Source organism: Sulfolobus sp. E5-1-F (assembly GCF_009601705.1).
Taxonomy (GTDB): Archaea; Thermoproteota; Thermoprotei_A; order Sulfolobales; family Sulfolobaceae; genus Saccharolobus.
In genome coordinates this window covers 2,253,287-2,274,023 of sequence record NZ_CP045687.1, presented here as the reverse complement: position 1 = coordinate 2,274,023, position 20,737 = coordinate 2,253,287, and the positions used below count along the sequence as shown (strand labels likewise).

The window sequence follows — 20,737 nt, the reverse complement described above, 5'->3', positions numbered from 1 at the left end:
TTCATCAAATTTCAACTGGGATAGGTAATTTTCCAATATAACCGCCTAGGAAACTCTGTAAAATGAATGAAAATCCCACCAATACTCCCATGTACGTTAATGGAATTAAGATGAAGGAGTAAAATAGAGCTGGAATTTGTGCGTAGAACTCCTCAGTTTGTAACGCTATGTCTTGTAAGACAAAGTTTTGGTTTTGGAGAGGGGAACTATTGGATATCAGTATTGGTAAAAGGGGGAGTCCGATGTAAAACACTATGGTAAAGGCTATTATCATGCTTCCAATTCCCCTCCCCATCTGAAATGGGAGAGCCATCAATAGTATTCCAATTGCAATTAGCACCATATATGATGATTGAATGAAAAGACCTATGTCCATGTAAAAGTTTAGTAAAATGAGTATATCTGTTAGAAATGAAATATATTGTAAAAGTGGAGTTACTAAAGAGTAGAATTGGCTAGGTACCTTAAAATAATTGAGTATTATCACAATAATACTGTATAGAAATTTTCCCATATTAATTGCTACTCCGGTTTGGATTTGGAGGAGACCTATGTCTAAGTAAAAGATATTCCAATTTACTCCTAATATGTTTTGTAGTTGGGATAGTATGGAAAGGATTAGACCAAAACCGTTAGCTAATACTGCTACGTAAATCGAGTTAACGATCATTTTATGACCCATCTCTTTGACTCCTCTAACTGGAATTGGTGAGCCGTAAAGTAGTGCACCTATTGTGTAGGAGAGGGAGTCTATTACAATTGCTAAATATAGTATTTCAAATGGCGAGTACACGAGTATTCTCAAGAGATTATATTGTCTGAGGGAAGACCGATATTATTTTTATCTAAATGTTAAATTTTAAACGAGATGAGCTCACTATCAAGCAGGGAAATTAAGTTAATATTCCTAAATTTCATGAGTTATACGTTTCTGGTATATAATTACTCAATATTGTTAGTATTTAACTCACCATACATCTCTCAAACGTTATTTAAAGGTTCATACGTACTCTCACTATTAGGGGTTTACGGCTTACTACTAGTTGATGTAATAATGAGAGTACCAGGAGCTTACGTATTGGGACCAATAAGCGATAAATACGGCAGGAAATTAGTTACTAGAATATCCAGTTTAGGTTCAGCCTTGCCTTTAGTTGCAATAGCACTAATACCAGATCCCTCCCCCTTATTGTTAATAGTATTATATATGATACAAGGTTTCTTTACGGGAGGACTATCAGCTGGAATTACTGTAGTAGGTGTTGAGGATTTACCAGAAAAGCATAGAGGTTGGTTTGGAGGATCTGGATTTGCAGTTGGCGGTTCAGCTTACCTCTTGGCATCGGTAATATTTTTCATAATAATTACCGTAATAGGTAGTTCTAACTATACTGAAATAGGATGGAGAATAATGTTCTTAACCTCTCTTCTTATATTACCCTTTGGCTTCTTGATGCCTGAATCCTTAAGGTTTAGGAGGAATAAGGAGAGAGTGAAATCACCAGCTAAAGTGCTAATCTCCTCGTACAAGAGACAATTTATTTTGGCATCAACATTAACTGCCCTTTGGGCTTCAATGAACGCATTAGTTAACGTCATGTTACCTAACTTTCTTTATGCCGTTAATCACTTATCAAAGGTTGAAATAGGATACATGTCCTTGATATATAGTGTAATAGCGATCATCTCGGCATTTATAGGAGGTGAGTTAAGTGAAAGAATTGGCAGAAAGAAAATATCAATCATAGGTGGGATTTTGGGAATATTGCTTTCACCCGTTTTCATACTAATGCCTCTATCTTCAAGATCGTTAATTCCAATTTTTGTTTCAATTCTGGGCTTCGTCTCTGTATTTGGAGGTGGGGGAATAATGACTTACGTAAATGAGAACTTCCCTACTAAGATCAGAAGCACTGGGGTATCTTTAAGCTGGAATATAGGGTTCTTGGTTGGAAATTTCATCCCTTTACTTCTCACAACTATCCTTTATTTTACTTCAATAACGTTATTCCCACTTGTAGAAATGATAGCTATGCTCATTCTTAGTGCAGTGATAATCTCAGTAAGCATTATCTCACATGAAACTAGGGGCAATATAGAGAGGGAGTAGCTCTTCTTTCAATTCTCCTCAAATTATACCTCTCCTATAAATGATATATAGCATTGTCCCTTCATATTTTTTATTTGGAAAATGCTTTAAGGTCACGTTGAAATAGAGAACTAGATAGACTGAACTACTTTGTTCTTACTGATGCACTCGAAATTATTCCATAAAAAATAATACTATTTATCCAATATTGAATCTATAGAGGAAATATAGCTAATTATAGTATAAAGAATTTAATAAATTGTGAAAAAGATTTAAGACGAGAAGTTTGACGGGGGCTATGCAACAAATAGTAAGAGGCACAAAGAGGGAGAAGAAGTGAGGTTCAGATTTGTCGTTTGTGGTGAGGAGAATATCTTGAATAAGAATTAGGAAGTTTAACGTTATGGGGCGAAAGTCCCCTTAACTCCTATAAAGTTAAAGGATAAGCTAATTCACATAGCTAGAACGAATCTGTTCACTTTCTTAACTTTACTCTCTAAGGAACCAATAGCGAAGGATTTAATGAGTGCAGCAATTGGACCGCTTATTATGGTATTCTTTACCAAACCGATGTAATCTTCACCAATCTTAAATACTATAGCCCTCTGTACTGGTTTAAACTCGACTTTCTCATCCTTTATTGCATTATTCATAGCAATCTCACCAGCTTGTAAGGAAACTTGTGCAGATTGTGGAATAAACCCGTCCTTGAAGTTGGCACAATCACCAGCGCCATAAACGAAATCGTAATCCACTGATCTGAGGAATTTGTCAACTAACATCCTGTTGTTTTTATTTGATAATCCAATTTCCTTTATTATTTTGGGGCCAGAAAAACCAGCAGAAAAGATTATATAATCACTCCTTATTCTTCCTTGCGTAGTAATTACCACATTTTCCTTAACTTCCTCTACCTTAGCTCTTAAAATTACATTAACGTCTAGCCTTTCTAAAATTTTTTGAATCTCATTAGAGAGATCTGGAATCAGATAAGGTACTAATCTGTTCTCTGCCTCTACTAAGTTTACAGTAAAACCCCTTTTCCTTAACGCTCCAGCTAACTCAACGCCAAGTGCTCCTCCTCCAAGAATTGTAACTATTGAACCTTCTTTAAATGATTTAATCTTTTCCACATTTTCTACAGTGAAACCTATACCGTACTTTTCAGCCCCCTTTATCCTGCTTAAATCTTGCTCATAACCCAACGCAATTATTAGCTTATCGAACTTGATTTCACCTTCAGTCGTTACTACTTTCTTCTCCTTAAAATCGATACTTAAAACCTTAGCCTTAATGTCAACTTTCCTAGGAATTAAGGCGTGAGATAGAGGAAGGTTATTCTCTACAACTTCTACTAACCTTGGAGTAACAACCATGAAGTCCTTCTCGTCAACGAGTATCGCACTTGGATATGTCAACTTAGCTGAAATTCCAGCAAATCCTCCTCCTAAAATTACAACTCTTTCTCCTTGCATATATTTATACTTTATAAGTGTCTATTTAAATATTACAGCTAATCTCTTAACTAATAAGTCATTCTTTAATATATTTTGTTTTGATAGATGATGATACTTATATTTCTAACAACTTTTTAAGAACATAAGTGTCTATCATAAGTGTGAAGATAGAGAATTTTTTATTGGTATTAGCTTCTTCCGTAGGAGGAATAGTTTGGGGAGCAAACACTGTAATAATTGCATTATATCTGAAATCGCTTGGTCTAAATGCTTTAACAATAGGAGCAATATTGGGAAGTGCTATAATAGTTAATACGTTATTGTCCTTATTCTGGGCAGTATTGGGAGACGCTTACGGTAGGAAGAGATTCGTCTACCTATCTAGAGGTATTGAAGGAGTTTCCTTCCTTCTACTCCTAATAACACCTTATGCATATCTTTTTACAAATCAAGGTTATGGTCTAATCTCCTCAATACTAGCTGAGAAAAGTGAAGATTTAGATAAGGAAATGGCTTACAGATCATCCTTAAATACAATATTTTCAGTAATTGGTTCCTTAATGCCAATAGCACTAAATTATAGAAGTATTATAATAGTCGATGCAATATTGACATTCTTATCGGTATTACTACTAATTCCTGTTAAGGAAAACTATAAAGGAACAAAAAGAGTGACACTTAAGATTTCTTCCTTTAAGATGTTGGGAAAACTTTCTACCGAGGCAATAATAGGATTAGGAGCAGGGGTTTTGTTACCTATGCTATCTTTATGGTTTAACTTAAAATTTCACGCTACAGCCTCATCGCTTTCTCCAATATATGCGATATCCGAGATAACTTTAGCATTTGGTACTTTAACCTCCCCTTTTTTAGCGAAAGCATTAGGGAGGATAAGAGCGATAGTAATAACGCATTTAGCCGCAATAGCACTCCTATTTATGATACCCTTTTCCACTTCCTTACTTATGGCTGGAGTAATCTACGTAATGAGAAACGTATTAATGAATTCAACTGGCCCATTAATGAATACCCTAGTTTTCAAAGTTGTCAAAGAAGAGGAAAGAAGTAGAGCAAATAGTATGCTCCAGCTTCTTGATGCAATTCCCCGATCTTTAGGACCTAATCTGACAGGTTATTTATTTTACATTGGAAACTTGAATATACCGTTTTTCATAACAGGGTCACTATATCTCATTGCGACTGTTCTCTTCTACAGCTTCTTTAAGGATGTAAAAATATAAAAATCGTAATAATAAAAGATGATTACTTTAAAAAAGGAAAATATATTTATAAAAAAGGAAAATATATTTATAAAAAAGGAGTCCATTTAGCGAATCCAACCAGATGACTAGGTACTGCCTCTAAAGCTATATATCCTGCTATAAGCGCAGCAAGTATCAGTAGTACTGCGTCAATTATTAAGAATGCCTTACTGAGTTTAGCGTTATCAAGAAATACAGCAACTGGATAAAAGAATATAGAGGACAACCCTGTTAAGGCATAAAGCGCTAATAATGCGATTGGCTCCAGAGTCATATTGTTCAAATAGCCAATCACTCCATAATATATTGTAACTAATCCATATAATAATCCCATGAAACCTAAAACTTCGAGCTTGTAATCATTCTTTACACTCACTGCAATGCTAATTAATCCTATTCCTAGGATTGGATATAAGTCGTAGAATAATATGTTATAACTACCTATCAATGGCCATACTAATAGGCCGTAAATTCCGGTAATTGCGATAAAGCTTCCTAATGCGAGGAGAGGTACATAGGCACTCTTCATCGCATTCCTATAGTCAACTACAGTACTGTGAACTCTATAAGTCTTAACTAATGCATAAGCTAATACTAGGAAGCTGACTGCCATAGCTATAAGTTGACTTGTTAACATGTCTACGAATAAAGCCATTTTAATCACCAAATATAATTATAGATGAAGTAAACTATAAGCAATATGTGTTAAAGTATATACTTTTGTAGTACGATAAGATATAATTGGATAGAATTTATACTATTTAGAATATAATTATTTTATTAAATCTTTTGGATTTATTCGCCTAGTTCAACTAATTAAAAGTGAATAATCTATCTGGCTTATAAATGTTATGTGTACAAATGTACATTTAGATATAACGTTTATTTGTAGAACTTTTTAACTAAAATGTTAAATTATCTGAAATCTGACTTCTACATTCTAAATGCACTAAAGGACTTAGCTTTCTTATTCTCTAGGGTAAACTTTATATTTCTAAAAGTGGAGATATTATTTTTTAATATTTAACAGTTGCTGGACAAGATCTGTTATTACATAGGTGAATGGAGTAAAATTTTTATCCATTAACGGTGTTATAGAAATCTAGGTGATAAAAAATGATAGGAAGAATACTAAGTGGTATAGGTGGTATTATTGCCCTAATAGCTAGTTTAGTGAGTATAATTACAAGAGAACCACTAATTGATCATCTGATAAGGATATTACTCATAACTGGGGATGCAGTGATAGGATTAGGAATAATAGGGCTCATCGGCTCTTTAACTACAATATATGGCGTGTATAAGAACAACTGGAAGTACATGGTTAGTGGAGGGATAGTGGGTTTATTTGCTCCATGTATACTTTCAATACTGAGCATCATAGGTGGTATTTTAGAGATTAAAGGACAAAAGATCTCCAAATAACTTTTTTGAGTAATTTTCCTTAAACCTATAATTTTTTGTTCTAGTTTAGTTGACTTTTTTAGGTATCATGAAACTCTTATCGTATGGAATGCCCTAAGATTCTTGTCCTATTCTATGGTTATGGTTCAATCGTAGATTTAGCTAAATATGTAGCGGAAGGGGCTAAAGAGGTTACAAATGAAGTCAAATTAGCTAGGGTAAAGGAATACCTCCCAGAGGAAACAGTTAAGAAGTTCAGAATTCCTATTGATACTGTTAAGGATATACCGGAGGCTACATTATCGGATCTTGAATGGGCTGATGGAATCGTAATGGGATCTCCAACTAGATATGGGAATATGACTGGTCAACTAAAATTGTTTTTAGACCAAACTGCTGAACTATGGATGAAAGGTGCATTATATGGAAAACCAGTAGGATTCTTTACTGAGGCATCGACAATACATGGAGGACATGAAAGCACAATATTGGCAATGGCGAATTACGCTTATCATCATGGAATGATAATAGTTCCAGTAGGATATGGAATAAGGGAAGTCTCAAGTACCACTACTGGAGGAAGTCCATATGGAGCATCACACTTGGGAAATAAAAAAGAATTAGATGAAAATGAGATCGTCATTGCGAAGTTCCTAGGTAAAAGAGTTGCAGAAGTTTCAAAGAAGTTGAGATGTTAACGTATCAGTTATCAACTTCCATTATACAATAAAACCATATTCCAGTGAGAAATGAGTTAGTTCATTTAATCTCAAATCCCTTATAAATAAATTCCTTTTTTGAGTATTTTTCTTTAACCAGTTTCATTGTGAGATTCAATTCCTCGTTAGTCATGTCATCAAGGAAATGATCATCACAATATAGAAGCGACGAAAAGCTACTTATGAAAGAGTTAACTACTTCATCGTAAGTTATATCATCTTTTACTAAGGTTGAAAGATTGCTAACTTTATACTTTATCATATTAATATTTTTCTTTTTTTCGTAATTTTTAGGAGGTATAATTAATAGCTTATGTAATAAATACAAATCAGACTTGACAAGTAATGTGCCATGTAAAAGATACTTATCATCGTTTATATATCCAGAATTACCAGAAATCTTGTAACCCTTAAATGCAATATCAGTTTCGTTATAAACATCAACTTTACCATGCACTAAACTTTCTATCGCATTAATCGTACCTTTTAGTAAATGACCATAAAGGTAATCTATACCACCTTGGCCACGTGCTATAATACTATAATTTACATTACCCATATCGTGAAAAACTGATCCACCACCGCTTACCCTCCTAACCAACTTTACATTATATCTCTCAATTTCATCTAAATTAACCTCGTCACTTATACTCGATAATCTACCTAAAATTACGCTCTTGTCATTCCTCCATATCCTTAAAATAGGAAGGTCCTTACTAGATAATAAGAGCGCTTCATCTATTGCAACATTTAAATATGGGTCATTAGGATATTCAGTTAATAGTACTCTGAGCTTCATTATGCTTTTATTTTCCATTATTAATTTATAGTTTGTGCAAGTTGAGTTAAAGATCCCAGAAGATATATGGCCTAGAAGAAGAGATTGGGGAGGGGAAATAGTCTCATTATATATAAAAGAGGGAAGTGAGATTAAAGCAGGAGATGTAATAGCTGAGGTGGAAATTGAAAAGGCAATATTGAAGATTTTATCCCAGTACAATGGAAAGGTAGTTAAAGTTCTGGTAAAAGAAGGAGATAAGGTATCGCCAGGGTCAGTTATAGCGTTTATTGAGGTTTAGAGAATGGAGAAAAAAGTTAAAATTACAGTTTACGAGAACGAAAACTTCAAAAAGGTTGCCGGGATTGTAAAGGCAAAAAGTATTGCTACTGTATGTGAAGAGGCTCTATGTCCAAATATTATGGAATGCTGGGGATCTGGGACAGCAACATTTATGATCATGGGAAGCATTTGTACTAGGGGTTGCAGATTTTGCTATGTATTAAAAGGAAAACCTTCACCATTGGATGATGAAGAGCCCAAAAGAGTAGCAGAAGCAGTAAAGGAAATGAACCTGGATTACGTTGTGATAACTAGTGTTGATAGAGATGATCTAGTTGATGGAGGAGCACAACATTTTGTTAACGTGATAAAGGCAGTAAAAGAGCTAAATCGAGACGTGATCATTGAAGTTTTAACTCCAGATTTTAGAGGAGATATTAGCGCAGTTAAAAAGATAATTGAAGCCGGAGTTGACGTATTTGCACATAACGTTGAGACTGTAAGAAGATTAACGCCAATAGTAAGAGATCCTAGAGCATCATATGAGCAAAGTCTTAATGTTTTAAAAAACGCTGAAAACGTAATAAAGAAGTCTTCAATTCTCTTAGGTTTTGGTGAAACTTGGGATGAGATCATAGAGACAATGAGGGATTTGAGAAGTGTAGGAGTTAATATATTAGTACTTTCACAGTATATGAGACCAAGTCGTAAGCAGTTGGAAGTCAAGAAGCGTTATAGTTTAGAGGAATTTAAGAAGCTTGAGGAAATAGCTTACGCTATGGGTTTTTCAGCTGTGATCTCCTCACCATTAGCTAGGACCTCTTATAGGGCAAAAGAAGCTTATCTTAAGGCGATCAAAAATGCTAAGAATAATAGTTGATGGTCCTAGAGATCCATACTATAATATGGCAATTGATGAAGCAATAATGCTGATTAGAAATAGCGTTAATTATGATACATTAAGACTATACATGTGGTCTCCGTCTGGTGTAAGTCTTGGGAGGGGACAAAACGCTAACGCTGCTTACTTAGATAATATTAGAGAGTTAGGCTTTAAATTGGTTAGAAGACCAACTGGCGGAGGTGCATTATTACATCCAGAAGACAACGAAATTACATACAGTGTAGTATTATCAACTAACAATACAATAGCTAAGTTAAGTGTTGATGAGTCTGCTATAGAGATCGCTAAGGGCATATTATACACTCTTCAAATCTTGGGGGAGAACGTTGACATTAGAGGTCTGGGGGATATGAAAAAACATGACTTATGTTATTTGAGAAGTGGATCAAGCGATGTGGTAGTTGCCGGGAGAAAAATATCTGGATCAGCGCAAGTAAGGGATGATAAAGCGTTATTACAACACGGTACCTTGCTACTTAGATTTGAACCTAAGATCTGGTTAAAGGTGATTAGAGCACCCGGTGTTACTGAGGATTTCTTAAAGAGTAGAATAGTGGGTTTATTCGAATTTATTGATGTGGAAATGGATCAAATTTTTGACGCTATGATAAAAGGTTTCGTTAAGGCATTGAATGAAAGAGATGTATTTATGGGAAGTCTAACCTCAAGTGAGATAAAATTAGCTAATAGACTTTACAAGGAAAAATATTCTAACGAGAGATGGAATTTATTAGGTATCCAATAAGTCAGCAATATGATACACATTATAACCCATTGACCTTATAGCTAATGCACAAACGCTGTTAGTTACAATAACCTTTCTAACCCCACTTTTCGCTATCTTATCCCTCTTAATGTTCATGACCATATCAGATAACTTAGGATGAAAGATCCAATAATCACCACCAGCTCCACATTCAAAATGTGGATCCTCCATTTCACTTATTTTAATTCCCATTTTCTCAGCTGCATTACGGATATGTGTAACTAGCTTTTGTCTATATGCGTGACAAGGATAGTGAATAGTAAATGTATCGTTAACCTTAGGTAACTCTATCCCTTCTTTTATCAAAAATTCAGCAAAATCGTATGAATTGATTTCTATACCAAACCATTCCTTGTATTCCTTCATAAAGGCAGCACAATTAGACTGTAATGTAATGACCTTTTTACCCTTAGCCTTTTCAGCAAGTTTTATTGCTAATTTTCTAGCCCCTTCATAATTTCCATTACTTATGTGAGCTAACCCACAACATCCATTAATAATTTTTACCTTATAATTTCTACTTAAGAATTTGTAAGCTTTTTCAACAGTTTTCCTAAATATAACGGATTCTATACAACCAGGAAATAATATTATATCCCCTTCTTCATTATTTTCTAGTGGTTCTGAGATCTCATTAGGTTTAACGAATTTCATAACCCTTTCTACATCTGGATAGCTATTTACCTTACCTAATAGTTTTAATGACTTACTTAGTAATTTCGGATTCTCTAACATCTTTTCCATTAAAGTTTTCTTTGTGGAGCTTTTCCTAACTGGCGTGATAATTTGAGCGTATCTAACACCTGCTGGACAAGCAGTTTCACACAACCTACAATACATACATGTCTCAAATCCAATACTGTTTATTCCAACTCTCACTGCTTCTATTCTACCCCTAGGTGAGTGAACCTCGTTTCTAGTTACAACGTAAGTTGGACAAGTTTCTAGACAAAATCCACAGTGGGTACACATTTCAGTTAATTTCAAAGATGAGATCATATATCTCCCTCCAATAAGTAAGTATGCACCCTATTAACGGTATTACATATTTCATTCTTAGCCGGGGGTACTAATTTACACGGATTCAGAAGTCTCTTGGGATCAAATACTGTCTTCAATCTTCGCATTAAGGTCAAATCATCTTCTGAGTAATAAAGCTTCATAAACTTTATCTTCTCTATTCCAATACCGTGTTCCCCACTAGGCACCCCACCTAATTTTATAGCTAATTTCGTTATCTCCTCAGCCGCTTTAATTGCCTTAATCGTTTCATCAACGTTTTTGGGATCGAACCCTATCAGTGGATGTAAAGTGCCATCTCCCGCATGAAAACTATTCGCAACGGGCAATCCATATTTCTTACTGATCTCATATGTGAATCTTAACATTGTAGGCAAGGTTGATCTAGGAACATTAGCGTCTAGTGTTAAATAAGCTGGAGAATAGTAGGCAAATGACGGAAAAGCCCCCTTTCTGCCCCACCACCATCTATTTTTCTCTTCATCATCTTTAGGAATGAAAACTTCTCCGTTATTCTCTCTTATTGCCTTCACTACTCTAGCCTCTTCCTCTTCTACATTGGCACCGTATCCATCAAGTTCTATTAAAAGGATAGCTTCGGCCATAGGGTAATTTGCCTTATATTGAGTATTCTCTATGGCAATAATCGAATTTCTATCCAGAAACTCCATTGCTGCTGGTGTTACACCAGACTTATACACACTTACAACGGCCTTTCCTGCATCGTCAATTGAACTGAACGAGGCTAGAAGAGTTCTACTGACCTCAGGCTTTGGAAATAACCTTAACGTTGCTCTTAAAATAACCCCTAAAGTACCCTCTGCTCCTACAAATATTGATGTAGCATCAAAGAAATTATTACCACCGATTTCCTCAACTTTTCCATTACTCAGAAGAACCCTTAATTTTATTACACTGTCGAAAGTAGTACCGTATTTTGGAGTGTGCATCCCACCAGAGTCGTGACTTATATTACCACCTATTGATGATACTACATAACTTGAAGGATCTGGTGCGTAGAAAAGGTTAGTATTGCCTAGGGTTTTATTAATTAGAAAGTTTGCTAATCCTGGTCCTACACTGATTTCAAAATTATCTATTGAGTAAATTCTGTTTAGTCTTGTCAACGAAATTATAACCTCTCCTTGTGTCGGAGTAGTCGCACCGCTTAAACTTGTCCCAGAACCCCTTACTAGATACTTTATATTATTCTCGTTAAGAAAATTCACTAGAGAAACTACTTCTTCCTCACTTCCAGGTAAAACGACTACTGGTGGTTCTATTTTTAAGGGTATGAATGCAGGATATGAATACAGCTTAGCTTCATCATTTGCTATTACCCACTCCTCGCCTACTATCTCAGCTAGTTTGTTAATCACGAACTTAATGTCGTCAAGGTAGTTTATAAAATGCTGTTTCTATTTTCTCTCTGACTTATATAAACTTCTCTATTAAAGTAATAACCCGGGTAGAAGAATATTATTGGGATCAAAAGCTTCCTTAAGCTTATGCAACGTTTCTTTATCGCTAATTCCCCAGTAATCTCCCTTATAATCTCCTCTTTCAACTACTACATGTCCATTTATTTCTCGCCTCAATACCTCTAGATTTTCAAATGAATCTACTTCCAATCTACAATAACCAGTCCCAATAATTCCTATTCCCCTTTTAACCTTCATAATAGTCTTAGCCTTCTTAATCTCCTCAACCTCTCTCCCTCTTACAGTATGGATTGAAACAACACTTTCGCCATTAATGTAGTTCACGTCATAGAAACCATCTTGTCCTTTTACTCCAATTTCCTCCTCTATTTTGCTCATTGCTTTTCTAAATCCAATAAATGTAACATGAGTCCTTTCACCTTTCTCATCAACTTCGTATATTATGGAAATTGGCCTGTATTTACTTGTTAAGGCAATCTTATCAGTCTGAAATGTGGTAATTATTTCAGGAAATGGATATACCTTTAGTGTTGCCTCTAGATAGATACCTAACCAGCCCAGCATACCAGATAGAATTTTGTGTATTTTGTAGCCAGAAGAGAATTTAAGGGTCTTACCACCACCTTTGACTATGATACCATCTCCAGTAATCACCTTAGCCATTAATATTAAGTTTTTAGGATAACCGTAAAATGAAGAAAAGGGCGTAGGTAAGTTGGTTGCCAACAATCCTCCTAAGGATCCATCATAATATGCTGGAAGAAATAAGCCCTTGGCTTTTATCATTTCAAATAAGTCCGAAACTTTTACTCCAACTTGTGATGTAACGTAAAGATCCTCGTCTGAAATCTCAATAATTTTATCAAATTGGCTTAATTTAACTCCTATATCGGTATTAATGGAAGGACCTATATGGTGCATATTGAATGAAAAAGGATAAATAGACAATTTTCTTTCATTAGCAAACTTAATCACGTCCTTAAGTTCCTCGTAAGTTCGTGGTATAGCTGTAATTTTCCATCTACTAGAGCCTTCTTTTTTTCCGTCTGATATTTTGACGATTCTAGCTAATTCATCAATCCAATCCATTAATAAAAAAGTGGATAAATTATAAAAATAGTTTTTTATCGAGAGTATATTTGTGTCAAGATACGTTTACTGCGTAAATAAAGACAAATTGATACCTTGTGAGGGTGGAGAATTTTATTATGTGTTCGAATATACGAGGGATAATGTATTGTTACTATCCAAATGTCAGAACGGCCACTGTGAGCAAGTGGACGATGTAATTTCAGAATTAGTGAAACATAGATTCGCTTACGAGACCGATAACTTTGATGAGATAATGAGTAAGATCAATGAAATAGTCTCGTTTCTTACAAAATATAATCTAAAGATATATTTTATTGGTGATAATTCCGTATTGGAAGCAATATATACACCATCACTATTTTACTATAAATATTTTGGACTAAAGGAAGCTAAGGATAAGGTAAATTTCGTAAAATCGTGGATTGATAAACTTATTTTAGCTAAAAGAGTTCTAGATGAAATAGGGATTGTGGAGTTCAAATCTCATATGGACACTTTGGATGGAAGGTATGCAATATGGTTAAACACTGAATAGTAGTTTCCTGAAAATGACGTCAATTTGAAATACCTTAAAAACTTTTTAGGATGATAATACCAAGACTAAACAATGAAAATAACGAGTCTCTTCAACAGGGGATTTGCAAAGGTAAGGAAGTACCTAGAGAAAGTGAAGAAGACGCTAGGCAGTAAATCCCTAGTGAAGTTACTGGGTGCATCTCTGATCGAGGATGGATCAATGAGGGCCAAGTGCACCACGGCTGGAATTGACTACGAATACGCCTTGAGGAAGTTAGAGGAGGTCGCTAAGGTCGATCTAATCGAAGTAGTGAAGGAATTAGTAGGGGAACACAAGGTCCAGCTCTCAATAGACGACACACTAAACGAGAAATACTACGCTGAAGCCGCGTGGGTCTCAGCTCACATGACCCAATTCTTCTACTCCAGGAAGGATAAAACCTACATCCCAGCACACCAAATCCTTGTAGCCACAATAAGGGACTTGGAAACCAACGAGGTCTACTTGATCCACCTCGAGATCTACCTACCACAAAAAGTCGTGAATATCTTGAAACAAGAAGGGAAGCCAGTCCAGTTCAGAACGAAGATCGAAATCGCAATTGAGCTGATAGAGAAAGTGAGGAGGAGGCTTAACGTTAGTTCAATAGCGTTCGATTCGTGGTACGTGAACAGGAGAACTCTTCTGCCCGGTGTTGTTTCGGAACTTAAGGCGAGCGCGCGGGTTACCGAGGGAGGTAGATCCGTGCCGGTCGCCGAGTTCCCCGAGGGAGAGTTCTCCGTCACGTACCTCGGCGTTCCTATTAAATTAATTGTAGTTAATAATTATAAAGGTTGCGGGAGGAGGTACTTCTTCACGACCGACCTAACCATGACCTCTGAGGAGGTAATAACGACTTGGGAGAATAGGTGGGATGTTGAAACTGTGATAAGGGATTTGAAGGTCCTAGGCCTTAGGAGCAGTTCGTTCAAGAGCGTAGTCAAGATCCTCGGATACATGAAGCTTGTTGGCCTAGTTGTGAACTTCCTCCACATCTTGAAGTATGAGCTCGGTTCCCACCTTGGTGTAAAGGCTCTCTCAAGGTACTTGAAAAACGTTTATGGATACTTCTTTGACTATAAGAAACTATTCAGACTACGATAAAATCTATAAAGTACTAACTGAAGATGAGTCAGCGTCCTTTATCTCGAGGGAAGGAGATTTAGTAAAATTTTGGATTTCATTCAATGAGTGTGATATACTTATTGAGAGAAAAGGAAAGAGAATTTGCATCAATAATAAATAGATTCTTTCCTCATTTTCTCAATCCCAATTTCTATTAATCTTCTAATTGCACTATATGCGTCATTTATTGTTTCATAACCATTTATCGTAAGTATTTTATTATCTTTAACCTTACCTATACTAATAATATTTTGACTTTCGATCAACTTCAGATCAATATCTCCGTCAAAGTGATCAAAATTTATCCTTAGATTAACATGTGAGGCGATATCACTTATAGCATCTATAATATTCCTTATAGTAATAAACCTTTCGGAGAGATTACCTATTTTATTTATCGTTAGTAGCAAATAATTGTCAATTTCTTCTTCCTTACTCTCGTCATAATTTATTATATAATCAACTATCTTACTTATCCCAGTCTCGATGTTATTAATGTTCTCAAATTTTAACTCATCAATATAATATATTCTATCATTAAATAAGACAGCTATTTGTCTACTATCATCCCCATCTTCGATACTAGCAAAAGCGTAAATCTTCTTATTTTCTATTGAAGATACTATCACGCTCAACACTATTACCTTATCATTAGCTCTTATCAAATATTGAACTTCATCCTCAATTTTATTCTTACCCAATATTGGATAATTCCCTTCAATAAAATTATTTATATTGCTGAATATCCCAGCGTTAGCGTAAAGAAATTTCTTAGAAGAGACCTCAATAGATCTTTCCTTAATAAATTTTGAAATCGAAAATAAGCAATACCTTACAGATTCCTTATAATCATTAAACTTGTACAGTCCTTGATTAACGTAGTCATGGACTTCATTTAAATCAAAGATTTCGCATAGCTTTTCCTCTCCATAATAGAAAGCGGTATTGGCAATTCCAGAACTAATGGATCTTCTTATTTCAATTAAAGAGTCATCTAACGATATTATAACAACATCATCCATTTCATAAATTGCAACATCCTTTATCACCTCTTGAAAAGTTATATATAATGAAGTTGGAATCTCAGCTCTTATCATTCAGTTACCATTAATTATATATAAAATTTAAATTTTAAGTTCGACTATTTCAAACAATTTAGAAAGTATTCTATATGTCATTCCCCAAATCCTATATTGCTTATAGTAAAATGCGTTATCTCCTCTTACAAATTCACTCTCGTGAACCCAAAATGCCTTATCTATCTCCACTGGATTCGGCCTCGGTTCTATTAGCTCATCAAGGAATGCAATATACGCCCTAACTTTTATTTTAGCGTTATTGGGTGAAAATACTCCTAAACTGGCCCTTATATTTGGTCTGATTCCAACCTCCTCCTCACATTCTCTAATAGCTGCTTTAAGAGTACTCTCATTATTTTCTCTATGACCTCCTGGCAAAGCCATTTGACCCGACCATGGATCTTTTGGATTAGTAATCCTCTTTATCAACATGATATACTGGCCTTTAGCTATTAATACTACAACCGCCGCATCACTCTCATTATCATCAATTAGCGGCAGTTGAAGAAGTTTGCTAATGTTCATAATTAGAAACTTAAAATAGTTCTAATTAATTTTTATGCACTACTGCCCTTCTACTTTCACCAATATGGAAAAACGCTTAAAAGGTTAATAGGAAAAGAGGTATCTCATGGCTAGAAGAACATGCCCTAAGTGCGGTAAAGTTGTTGAAATTCTGGTGGAACATATTAATAATAAGGTTGTGAAAAAATGCCCTAATTGTGGCTATATATTTATAGAATATGAAGTTAACTCTAATTCTTCTTTGCTATCATCTTTCTCTCCATCTACTAAACCTAACAGAGAGGAAAAAGAACAATACAGATTCGAATAATAGAACTAGAAATGATACAACTAACATTTCAACACTTGTATTCACTAAATTTGTGATCCCTTGTAAGAATATTGCAGAAGCTGTAGTGGGTATTACGAGCAAGGGAACGTAGAGAGATTTAGAGAGGAAGGTATAGGGATAAAATACAGGTGGTATTATGGTTAAAATGCTAGATAGAAGACCAGCGAGGCCCCAACCATATCTTGTATGAGGTACCAAGCTAGCCAAAAAGAACCCTATGGAGGATGTTGCGAACAAGAGAAGAGTAATGTCAACTAATAACGGTATGAAGTTAATTAAATTCAAAACGTGATACACTAACGCAAGTATAACGTATAATATAACACCAGGAGAGGAGTATAGTAGATTTGCAAGCATTAACCCCATGATATACTCACTAGGCCCTATACTAGTTGCAACCAACAAATCTTGTAGTCTACTTTCAAGCCTTAAGAACACTAAATCGCCAATTAGTGAAAAACCGTTGTTAGCCATAACGCTAATTAATCCTCCAACAATGGCAAACTTTACGAAATCTCCTCTCGTGATGATATATATTAAAAACAGTTCAGCTAAAGGTATACTAAGATAAGTTAACACATATACGAATCCTCTCCTTATTGAGGACACTCCATAAAATATTGTAAAAGCTAACAGAAAACTAGTCCTCAAGACTCTCACCACTATAAATTATGAACAGATCCTCCAACGTAATTGGCTTAATAACGTATTTCCCTACGTAATCAGATGCCTCATTCCTATCCACATAACTAATTCTTAATCTTCCTATCTTATACTCTCCAATTCCCTCTACCCTAACCTTATTATCAAATTTAGCCAAAAGTTCCTTTATGCTTCCCTTAGCTATTAGTTTGCCCTTATGCAGAAGGATTACCTCATCTGAAAGCTCTTCAGCCTCTTCCATATAATGTGTAGTTAATAAAATTTTACTCTTTATGCTCTTTAGTATAGACCAGACTTCTAACCTAGAATATGGGTCTAACCCTGTAGTAGGCTCGTCCAATAGCACTAACTCAGCATTTGACGCTAAAGCCATAGCGACAAAAATCTTCCTTTTCATTCCTCCTGAAAGCTCGTCACTTGGTTTATCTCTAGCCTCCCATAGTCCGACTTCTTTGAGAGCATTCCTAGAAATTTCAGTAGCCTCTTTAAACGATAATCCTCTAGATGTTAAATACATAACCAAATGTTCCATGGGACTTGCTATGCCTATTGGCTTAGCCTCTTGAGGTATTGACGCTATTATTTTTCTAACTTTCTTGGCATCCTTCACTACATCATAACCTTCTACCCGAGCAATCCCACTAGTGGGTAACAATTGGGTAGAAAGAATTCTAGTTAGTGTTGTCTTACCAGCTCCGTTCCTACCTAAAAGCGTGACGACTCTACTATTCGCCATGAACGTTAAATTGTCTAAGGCTATAGTTCCATCTTTATAAATCTTAGTAAGATTAATAGTTTCAAGCACAAATATATACTAATGGATGCTTGCTTTAAGTATATAGGTTTTATAAAGAGAAATGACAATTCAGCATCTAGAGATGCAACCGTTGAAATCCATATAAATAAGGAATATGAGGAGGGATTAAAAGGATTAGAGGAGTTCTCCCACATTATAGTAATATATCATCTACATCTAGCTAACTTTGACGGAAGATTATTGAGAGAAAAGAAGGGAGTTATGGTGGGAGTTTTCGCAACAAGATCCCAATTCAGACCAAATCCTATAGGTATATCTGTAGCTGAAGTTGTTGAAATTAAAGGTAATGTTATAATAGGTAAAGGTATAAACGCATTTAACAATACTCCAGTTCTCGATATAAAGCCATACGATAAATGGGATAGGGCAGAAAAAATAAAAGTCCCAACATGGCATGATGTCGTGTAATGTTTCTATATATTAGAGAAAAAATAAATAGTCTAATACAAGCATATAATATATTATGTATGTTGCAGATTTGATTGTTAGAAATCCCGTTACAGCGAAGCCTGAAATAAGTATACGAGATGCTGCAAAGATTATGAAAAAGGAAAAGCTTGGATCACTTATAATTGTAGATGAGAAAAATAAGCCGATTGGTATAGTTACTGAAAGGGATATTTTAAGAGCAGTAGCTGATGAAATATTGTTAGATTCTCCAGTTTCTAAAATCATGACGAAAGGTTTGATAACAATTACCCCTGACAAGGATATTACAGAAGCATTGATAATCATGTATCAAAATAACGTTAGACATCTAGCAGTAGTTGGACAAAATGGGGAACTAGTAGGAGTAATATCAATTAGAGATGCAGCTAAGGCAGTTAATCTATTAGCACTTGATCTTGCAATATGGTGAATTGTCTTAGTGAAGTAAATTGTTAGAATAGGAACGAATTAAATACTGACAACAATCTAATTCCATGTCATAAATATTTTTTAGTACTAATTTAGTAGATGAATTTAAATGGGACAATCCGGAAATAGAGCAGATGGGAAGTAAATTTATAATGTATATTATTTTATTCTTATTCTTGATATCATTAGGTATTACTCCAATAGAACATTCTAATATACAAAAAGAAGAGTTAATTATACAACAATATTCAACGTACTTAATACGAAATGCTGAGTATGTAAATTACACCGTGGTAAGTGGAGTTGAAGACGCGATGATCTATAGTAATATATCGCAAGTAGTGATCAACTATAATCGAACGACATATTTGCTTAAACCGCAGAGCTTAGTATACTATAACAACTCAATCATAAATGTTACAATAGATGGAGAAAAATTAAAAATATATAGTGGCATCCCACAATTAACTAAGGTTATACTTTATACATCGGGCCTAAAAGAAGTTATATGGGCTGGATATATATCTGAACCAGCCCTCATTTCAGCTTACGCTTATATAAATGGGAGCGGAACCTTAGAATTACAATACTTAAACGGTTCTTCAATATATACCTTAAATGTTTCAATTGGTAACGACCAAAAAATATCCATTCCCCTCATACGCTTAAACTATACAATATTTACGTTACAATCTTATCTTAACACAACAATTTCAACTGAGTTACCTATACCGTATAGAACATTTGAAAATATAAGTGACTTTTACGTCTCTATGTCATCTTTTTTCAACGATACCTTATTACCCTCAATGATATGGAAATCAAGTAATATCACAGCAGTAGAGTTCTTTGGAACTTATGGGACTATTGTAGCGTTCATAGAGGTAAATAACTCAAGCCTATTAATCTTGAAAAATCTCAACGCGGATTATTACACACCTAAGTATGTTATTACTACATCAATTAATAATAGCACAATAATATTGGGAATTGGAAATAATAGTGTAGAAAGTACTGCCAATATTACGTTTTCTTACTTTGTCAATATTAATAAACAAATGGGATTACTATTCAGTATAGAAAATACATCAAGATTATTCTTAGCTTTTAATAATGGTAGTGTCTATAATATTCAAATTTCATATCCGAAAAATATATCTGTTTCTAATATTACGATTCAAGATACAGTATTCTTGGCTGAAAAAATAATTGTCCACCTTAACTCATCAATCTCGCTAATACCAATAACTCCTAAATATAATGGCACATTTTTAATATTGAAAGAGTTACCTAATGGTTCTATATTATTCATAAATGAAACAGACTTTTTCACACATAACGGTATCTTGTACCTAGTAGCTTTTGAGCCTGGTGAAACGTATTATATAGTATACTCTAACCATCCGTTATTAACTATAACACAAACTAAACAACCTCCAATTCCATATGGAGCTAATAGTCTTGTTTTAATCTCTGGAATAGTTGTAATATTGTTAGCAATCGCATCAATAGTGGCAATAAGGAAAAGAAGATCGTAGTACGTAAAGTATATAAGACGTGCTATGTTA

General features: G+C 34.8%; 23 protein-coding genes. 12 read left to right on the top strand and 11 right to left on the bottom strand.

What is annotated here, in order from left to right:
* Positions 1 to 4: 4 nt before the first annotated feature.
* On the bottom strand, positions 5 to 793 hold the full coding sequence (cedA, locus tag GFS03_RS12000) for a DNA import protein CedA (RefSeq protein ID WP_153424594.1): 789 nt from the start codon (positions 791 to 793) through the stop codon (positions 5 to 7).
* Between the two features lie 63 nt (positions 794 to 856).
* Between cedA and GFS03_RS11995 the strand changes: the two genes are divergently transcribed.
* On the top strand, positions 857 to 2,110 hold the full coding sequence (locus GFS03_RS11995; protein ID WP_153424303.1) for an MFS transporter: 1,254 nt from the start codon (positions 857 to 859) through the stop codon (positions 2,108 to 2,110).
* A gap of 431 nt (positions 2,111 to 2,541) precedes the next feature.
* On the opposite strand, the gene GFS03_RS11990 is transcribed toward GFS03_RS11995, so the two are convergent.
* Positions 2,542 to 3,564 (bottom strand): NAD(P)/FAD-dependent oxidoreductase, encoded by a 1,023-nt coding sequence (locus tag GFS03_RS11990; protein WP_153424302.1) that lies wholly within the window; start codon positions 3,562 to 3,564, stop codon positions 2,542 to 2,544.
* Positions 3,565 to 3,707: 143 nt separating this feature from the next.
* Here GFS03_RS11990 and GFS03_RS11985 point away from each other — a divergent pair, with 143 nt between their 5' ends.
* Positions 3,708 to 4,787 (top strand): MFS transporter, encoded by a 1,080-nt coding sequence (locus GFS03_RS11985; RefSeq protein ID WP_153424301.1) that lies wholly within the window; start codon positions 3,708 to 3,710, stop codon positions 4,785 to 4,787.
* A 67-nt stretch (positions 4,788 to 4,854) separates the two neighbouring features.
* Here the strand turns inward: GFS03_RS11985 and GFS03_RS11980 are convergent, their stop codons facing one another.
* Positions 4,855 to 5,463, bottom strand: a complete 609-nt coding sequence (locus GFS03_RS11980; RefSeq protein WP_153424300.1) for a DUF981 family protein — start codon at positions 5,461 to 5,463, stop codon at positions 4,855 to 4,857.
* Between the two features lie 461 nt (positions 5,464 to 5,924).
* Between GFS03_RS11980 and GFS03_RS11975 the strand changes: the two genes are divergently transcribed.
* Both GFS03_RS11975 and wrbA read left to right on the top strand, forming a co-directional pair.
* Positions 5,925 to 6,233: a hypothetical protein gene (locus tag GFS03_RS11975; protein ID WP_153424299.1), complete on the top strand. Its 309-nt coding sequence runs from the start codon at positions 5,925 to 5,927 to the stop codon at positions 6,231 to 6,233.
* Positions 6,234 to 6,316: 83 nt separating this feature from the next.
* Positions 6,317 to 6,910 (top strand): NAD(P)H:quinone oxidoreductase, encoded by a 594-nt coding sequence (gene wrbA / locus GFS03_RS11970; RefSeq protein WP_153424298.1) that lies wholly within the window; start codon positions 6,317 to 6,319, stop codon positions 6,908 to 6,910.
* Between the two features lie 61 nt (positions 6,911 to 6,971).
* Here the strand turns inward: wrbA and GFS03_RS11965 are convergent, their stop codons facing one another.
* The gene (locus GFS03_RS11965; protein ID WP_153424297.1) at positions 6,972 to 7,730 is read right to left on the bottom strand and encodes a lipoate--protein ligase family protein; all 759 of its coding nucleotides are present in this window, start codon (positions 7,728 to 7,730) and stop codon (positions 6,972 to 6,974) included.
* Between the two features lie 34 nt (positions 7,731 to 7,764).
* Here GFS03_RS11965 and GFS03_RS11960 point away from each other — a divergent pair, with 34 nt between their 5' ends.
* Genes GFS03_RS11960 through GFS03_RS11950 form a run of 3 tightly spaced genes read left to right on the top strand, consistent with a single transcriptional unit; the run spans position 7,765 to position 9,640 of the window.
* The gene (locus tag GFS03_RS11960) at positions 7,765 to 8,010 is read left to right on the top strand and encodes a biotin/lipoyl-containing protein (protein WP_153424296.1); all 246 of its coding nucleotides are present in this window, start codon (positions 7,765 to 7,767) and stop codon (positions 8,008 to 8,010) included.
* Positions 8,011 to 8,013: 3 nt separating this feature from the next.
* Positions 8,014 to 8,871, top strand: coding sequence for a lipoyl synthase (gene lipA / locus GFS03_RS11955; protein WP_153424295.1), 858 nt, complete (start codon positions 8,014 to 8,016; stop codon positions 8,869 to 8,871).
* The gene (locus GFS03_RS11950) at positions 8,852 to 9,640 is read left to right on the top strand and encodes a lipoate--protein ligase family protein (RefSeq protein WP_153424294.1); all 789 of its coding nucleotides are present in this window, start codon (positions 8,852 to 8,854) and stop codon (positions 9,638 to 9,640) included. Before lipA ends, GFS03_RS11950 begins: the two co-directional genes overlap by 20 nt.
* On the opposite strand, the gene GFS03_RS11945 is transcribed toward GFS03_RS11950, so the two are convergent.
* The 3 genes from GFS03_RS11945 to GFS03_RS11935 form a co-directional block, all read right to left on the bottom strand.
* Positions 9,626 to 10,660 (bottom strand): (Fe-S)-binding protein, encoded by a 1,035-nt coding sequence (locus GFS03_RS11945; protein WP_153424293.1) that lies wholly within the window; start codon positions 10,658 to 10,660, stop codon positions 9,626 to 9,628. The genes GFS03_RS11950 and GFS03_RS11945 overlap by 15 nt on opposite strands.
* Complete coding sequence (locus GFS03_RS11940) at positions 10,657 to 12,060, bottom strand: FAD-binding oxidoreductase (protein WP_153424292.1); 1,404 nt, start codon at positions 12,058 to 12,060, stop codon at positions 10,657 to 10,659. Before GFS03_RS11940 ends, GFS03_RS11945 begins: the two co-directional genes overlap by 4 nt.
* 72 nt (positions 12,061 to 12,132) lie before the next feature.
* Positions 12,133 to 13,212, bottom strand: a complete 1,080-nt coding sequence (locus tag GFS03_RS11935) for an FAD-binding oxidoreductase (protein WP_153424291.1) — start codon at positions 13,210 to 13,212, stop codon at positions 12,133 to 12,135.
* A gap of 52 nt (positions 13,213 to 13,264) precedes the next feature.
* Here GFS03_RS11935 and GFS03_RS11930 point away from each other — a divergent pair, with 52 nt between their 5' ends.
* Positions 13,265 to 13,750 carry a hypothetical protein gene (locus GFS03_RS11930; protein ID WP_238699118.1) on the top strand — a complete coding sequence of 162 codons (486 nt, stop codon included), beginning with the start codon at positions 13,265 to 13,267 and terminating at the stop codon, positions 13,748 to 13,750.
* 72 nt (positions 13,751 to 13,822) lie between these two features.
* A complete protein-coding gene (locus tag GFS03_RS11925) occupies positions 13,823 to 14,875 on the top strand; it encodes an ISNCY family transposase (RefSeq protein ID WP_153424290.1) in 1,053 nt (350 codons plus the stop codon).
* Between the two features lie 128 nt (positions 14,876 to 15,003).
* Here GFS03_RS11925 and GFS03_RS11915 read toward each other — a convergent pair whose 3' ends face one another.
* The 4 genes from GFS03_RS11915 to GFS03_RS11895 all read right to left on the bottom strand — a co-directional run bounded on the left by GFS03_RS11915 (position 15,004) and on the right by GFS03_RS11895 (position 18,299).
* Positions 15,004 to 15,993, bottom strand: a complete 990-nt coding sequence (locus tag GFS03_RS11915; protein WP_153424288.1) for a hypothetical protein — start codon at positions 15,991 to 15,993, stop codon at positions 15,004 to 15,006.
* Between the two features lie 27 nt (positions 15,994 to 16,020).
* Positions 16,021 to 16,500: an NUDIX hydrolase gene (locus tag GFS03_RS11910; RefSeq protein WP_153424287.1), complete on the bottom strand. Its 480-nt coding sequence runs from the start codon at positions 16,498 to 16,500 to the stop codon at positions 16,021 to 16,023.
* Positions 16,501 to 16,747: 247 nt separating this feature from the next.
* Positions 16,748 to 17,491 (bottom strand): ABC transporter permease, encoded by a 744-nt coding sequence (locus GFS03_RS11900; protein ID WP_153424593.1) that lies wholly within the window; start codon positions 17,489 to 17,491, stop codon positions 16,748 to 16,750.
* Complete coding sequence (locus tag GFS03_RS11895) at positions 17,472 to 18,299, bottom strand: ABC transporter ATP-binding protein (protein ID WP_153424285.1); 828 nt, start codon at positions 18,297 to 18,299, stop codon at positions 17,472 to 17,474. The genes GFS03_RS11900 and GFS03_RS11895 overlap by 20 nt, the downstream gene beginning before the upstream one ends.
* Before the next feature lie 12 nt (positions 18,300 to 18,311).
* Between GFS03_RS11895 and tsaA the strand changes: the two genes are divergently transcribed.
* From tsaA to GFS03_RS11880, 3 genes are all read left to right on the top strand, one after another.
* Positions 18,312 to 18,719 (top strand): tRNA (N6-threonylcarbamoyladenosine(37)-N6)-methyltransferase TrmO, encoded by a 408-nt coding sequence (gene tsaA, locus GFS03_RS11890; RefSeq protein WP_153424284.1) that lies wholly within the window; start codon positions 18,312 to 18,314, stop codon positions 18,717 to 18,719.
* A gap of 55 nt (positions 18,720 to 18,774) precedes the next feature.
* Positions 18,775 to 19,170, top strand: a complete 396-nt coding sequence (locus tag GFS03_RS11885; protein ID WP_153424283.1) for a CBS domain-containing protein — start codon at positions 18,775 to 18,777, stop codon at positions 19,168 to 19,170.
* A gap of 133 nt (positions 19,171 to 19,303) precedes the next feature.
* On the top strand, positions 19,304 to 20,707 hold the full coding sequence (locus GFS03_RS11880) for a hypothetical protein (protein ID WP_153424282.1): 1,404 nt from the start codon (positions 19,304 to 19,306) through the stop codon (positions 20,705 to 20,707).
* The last annotated feature ends 30 nt before the right edge of the window (positions 20,708 to 20,737 follow it).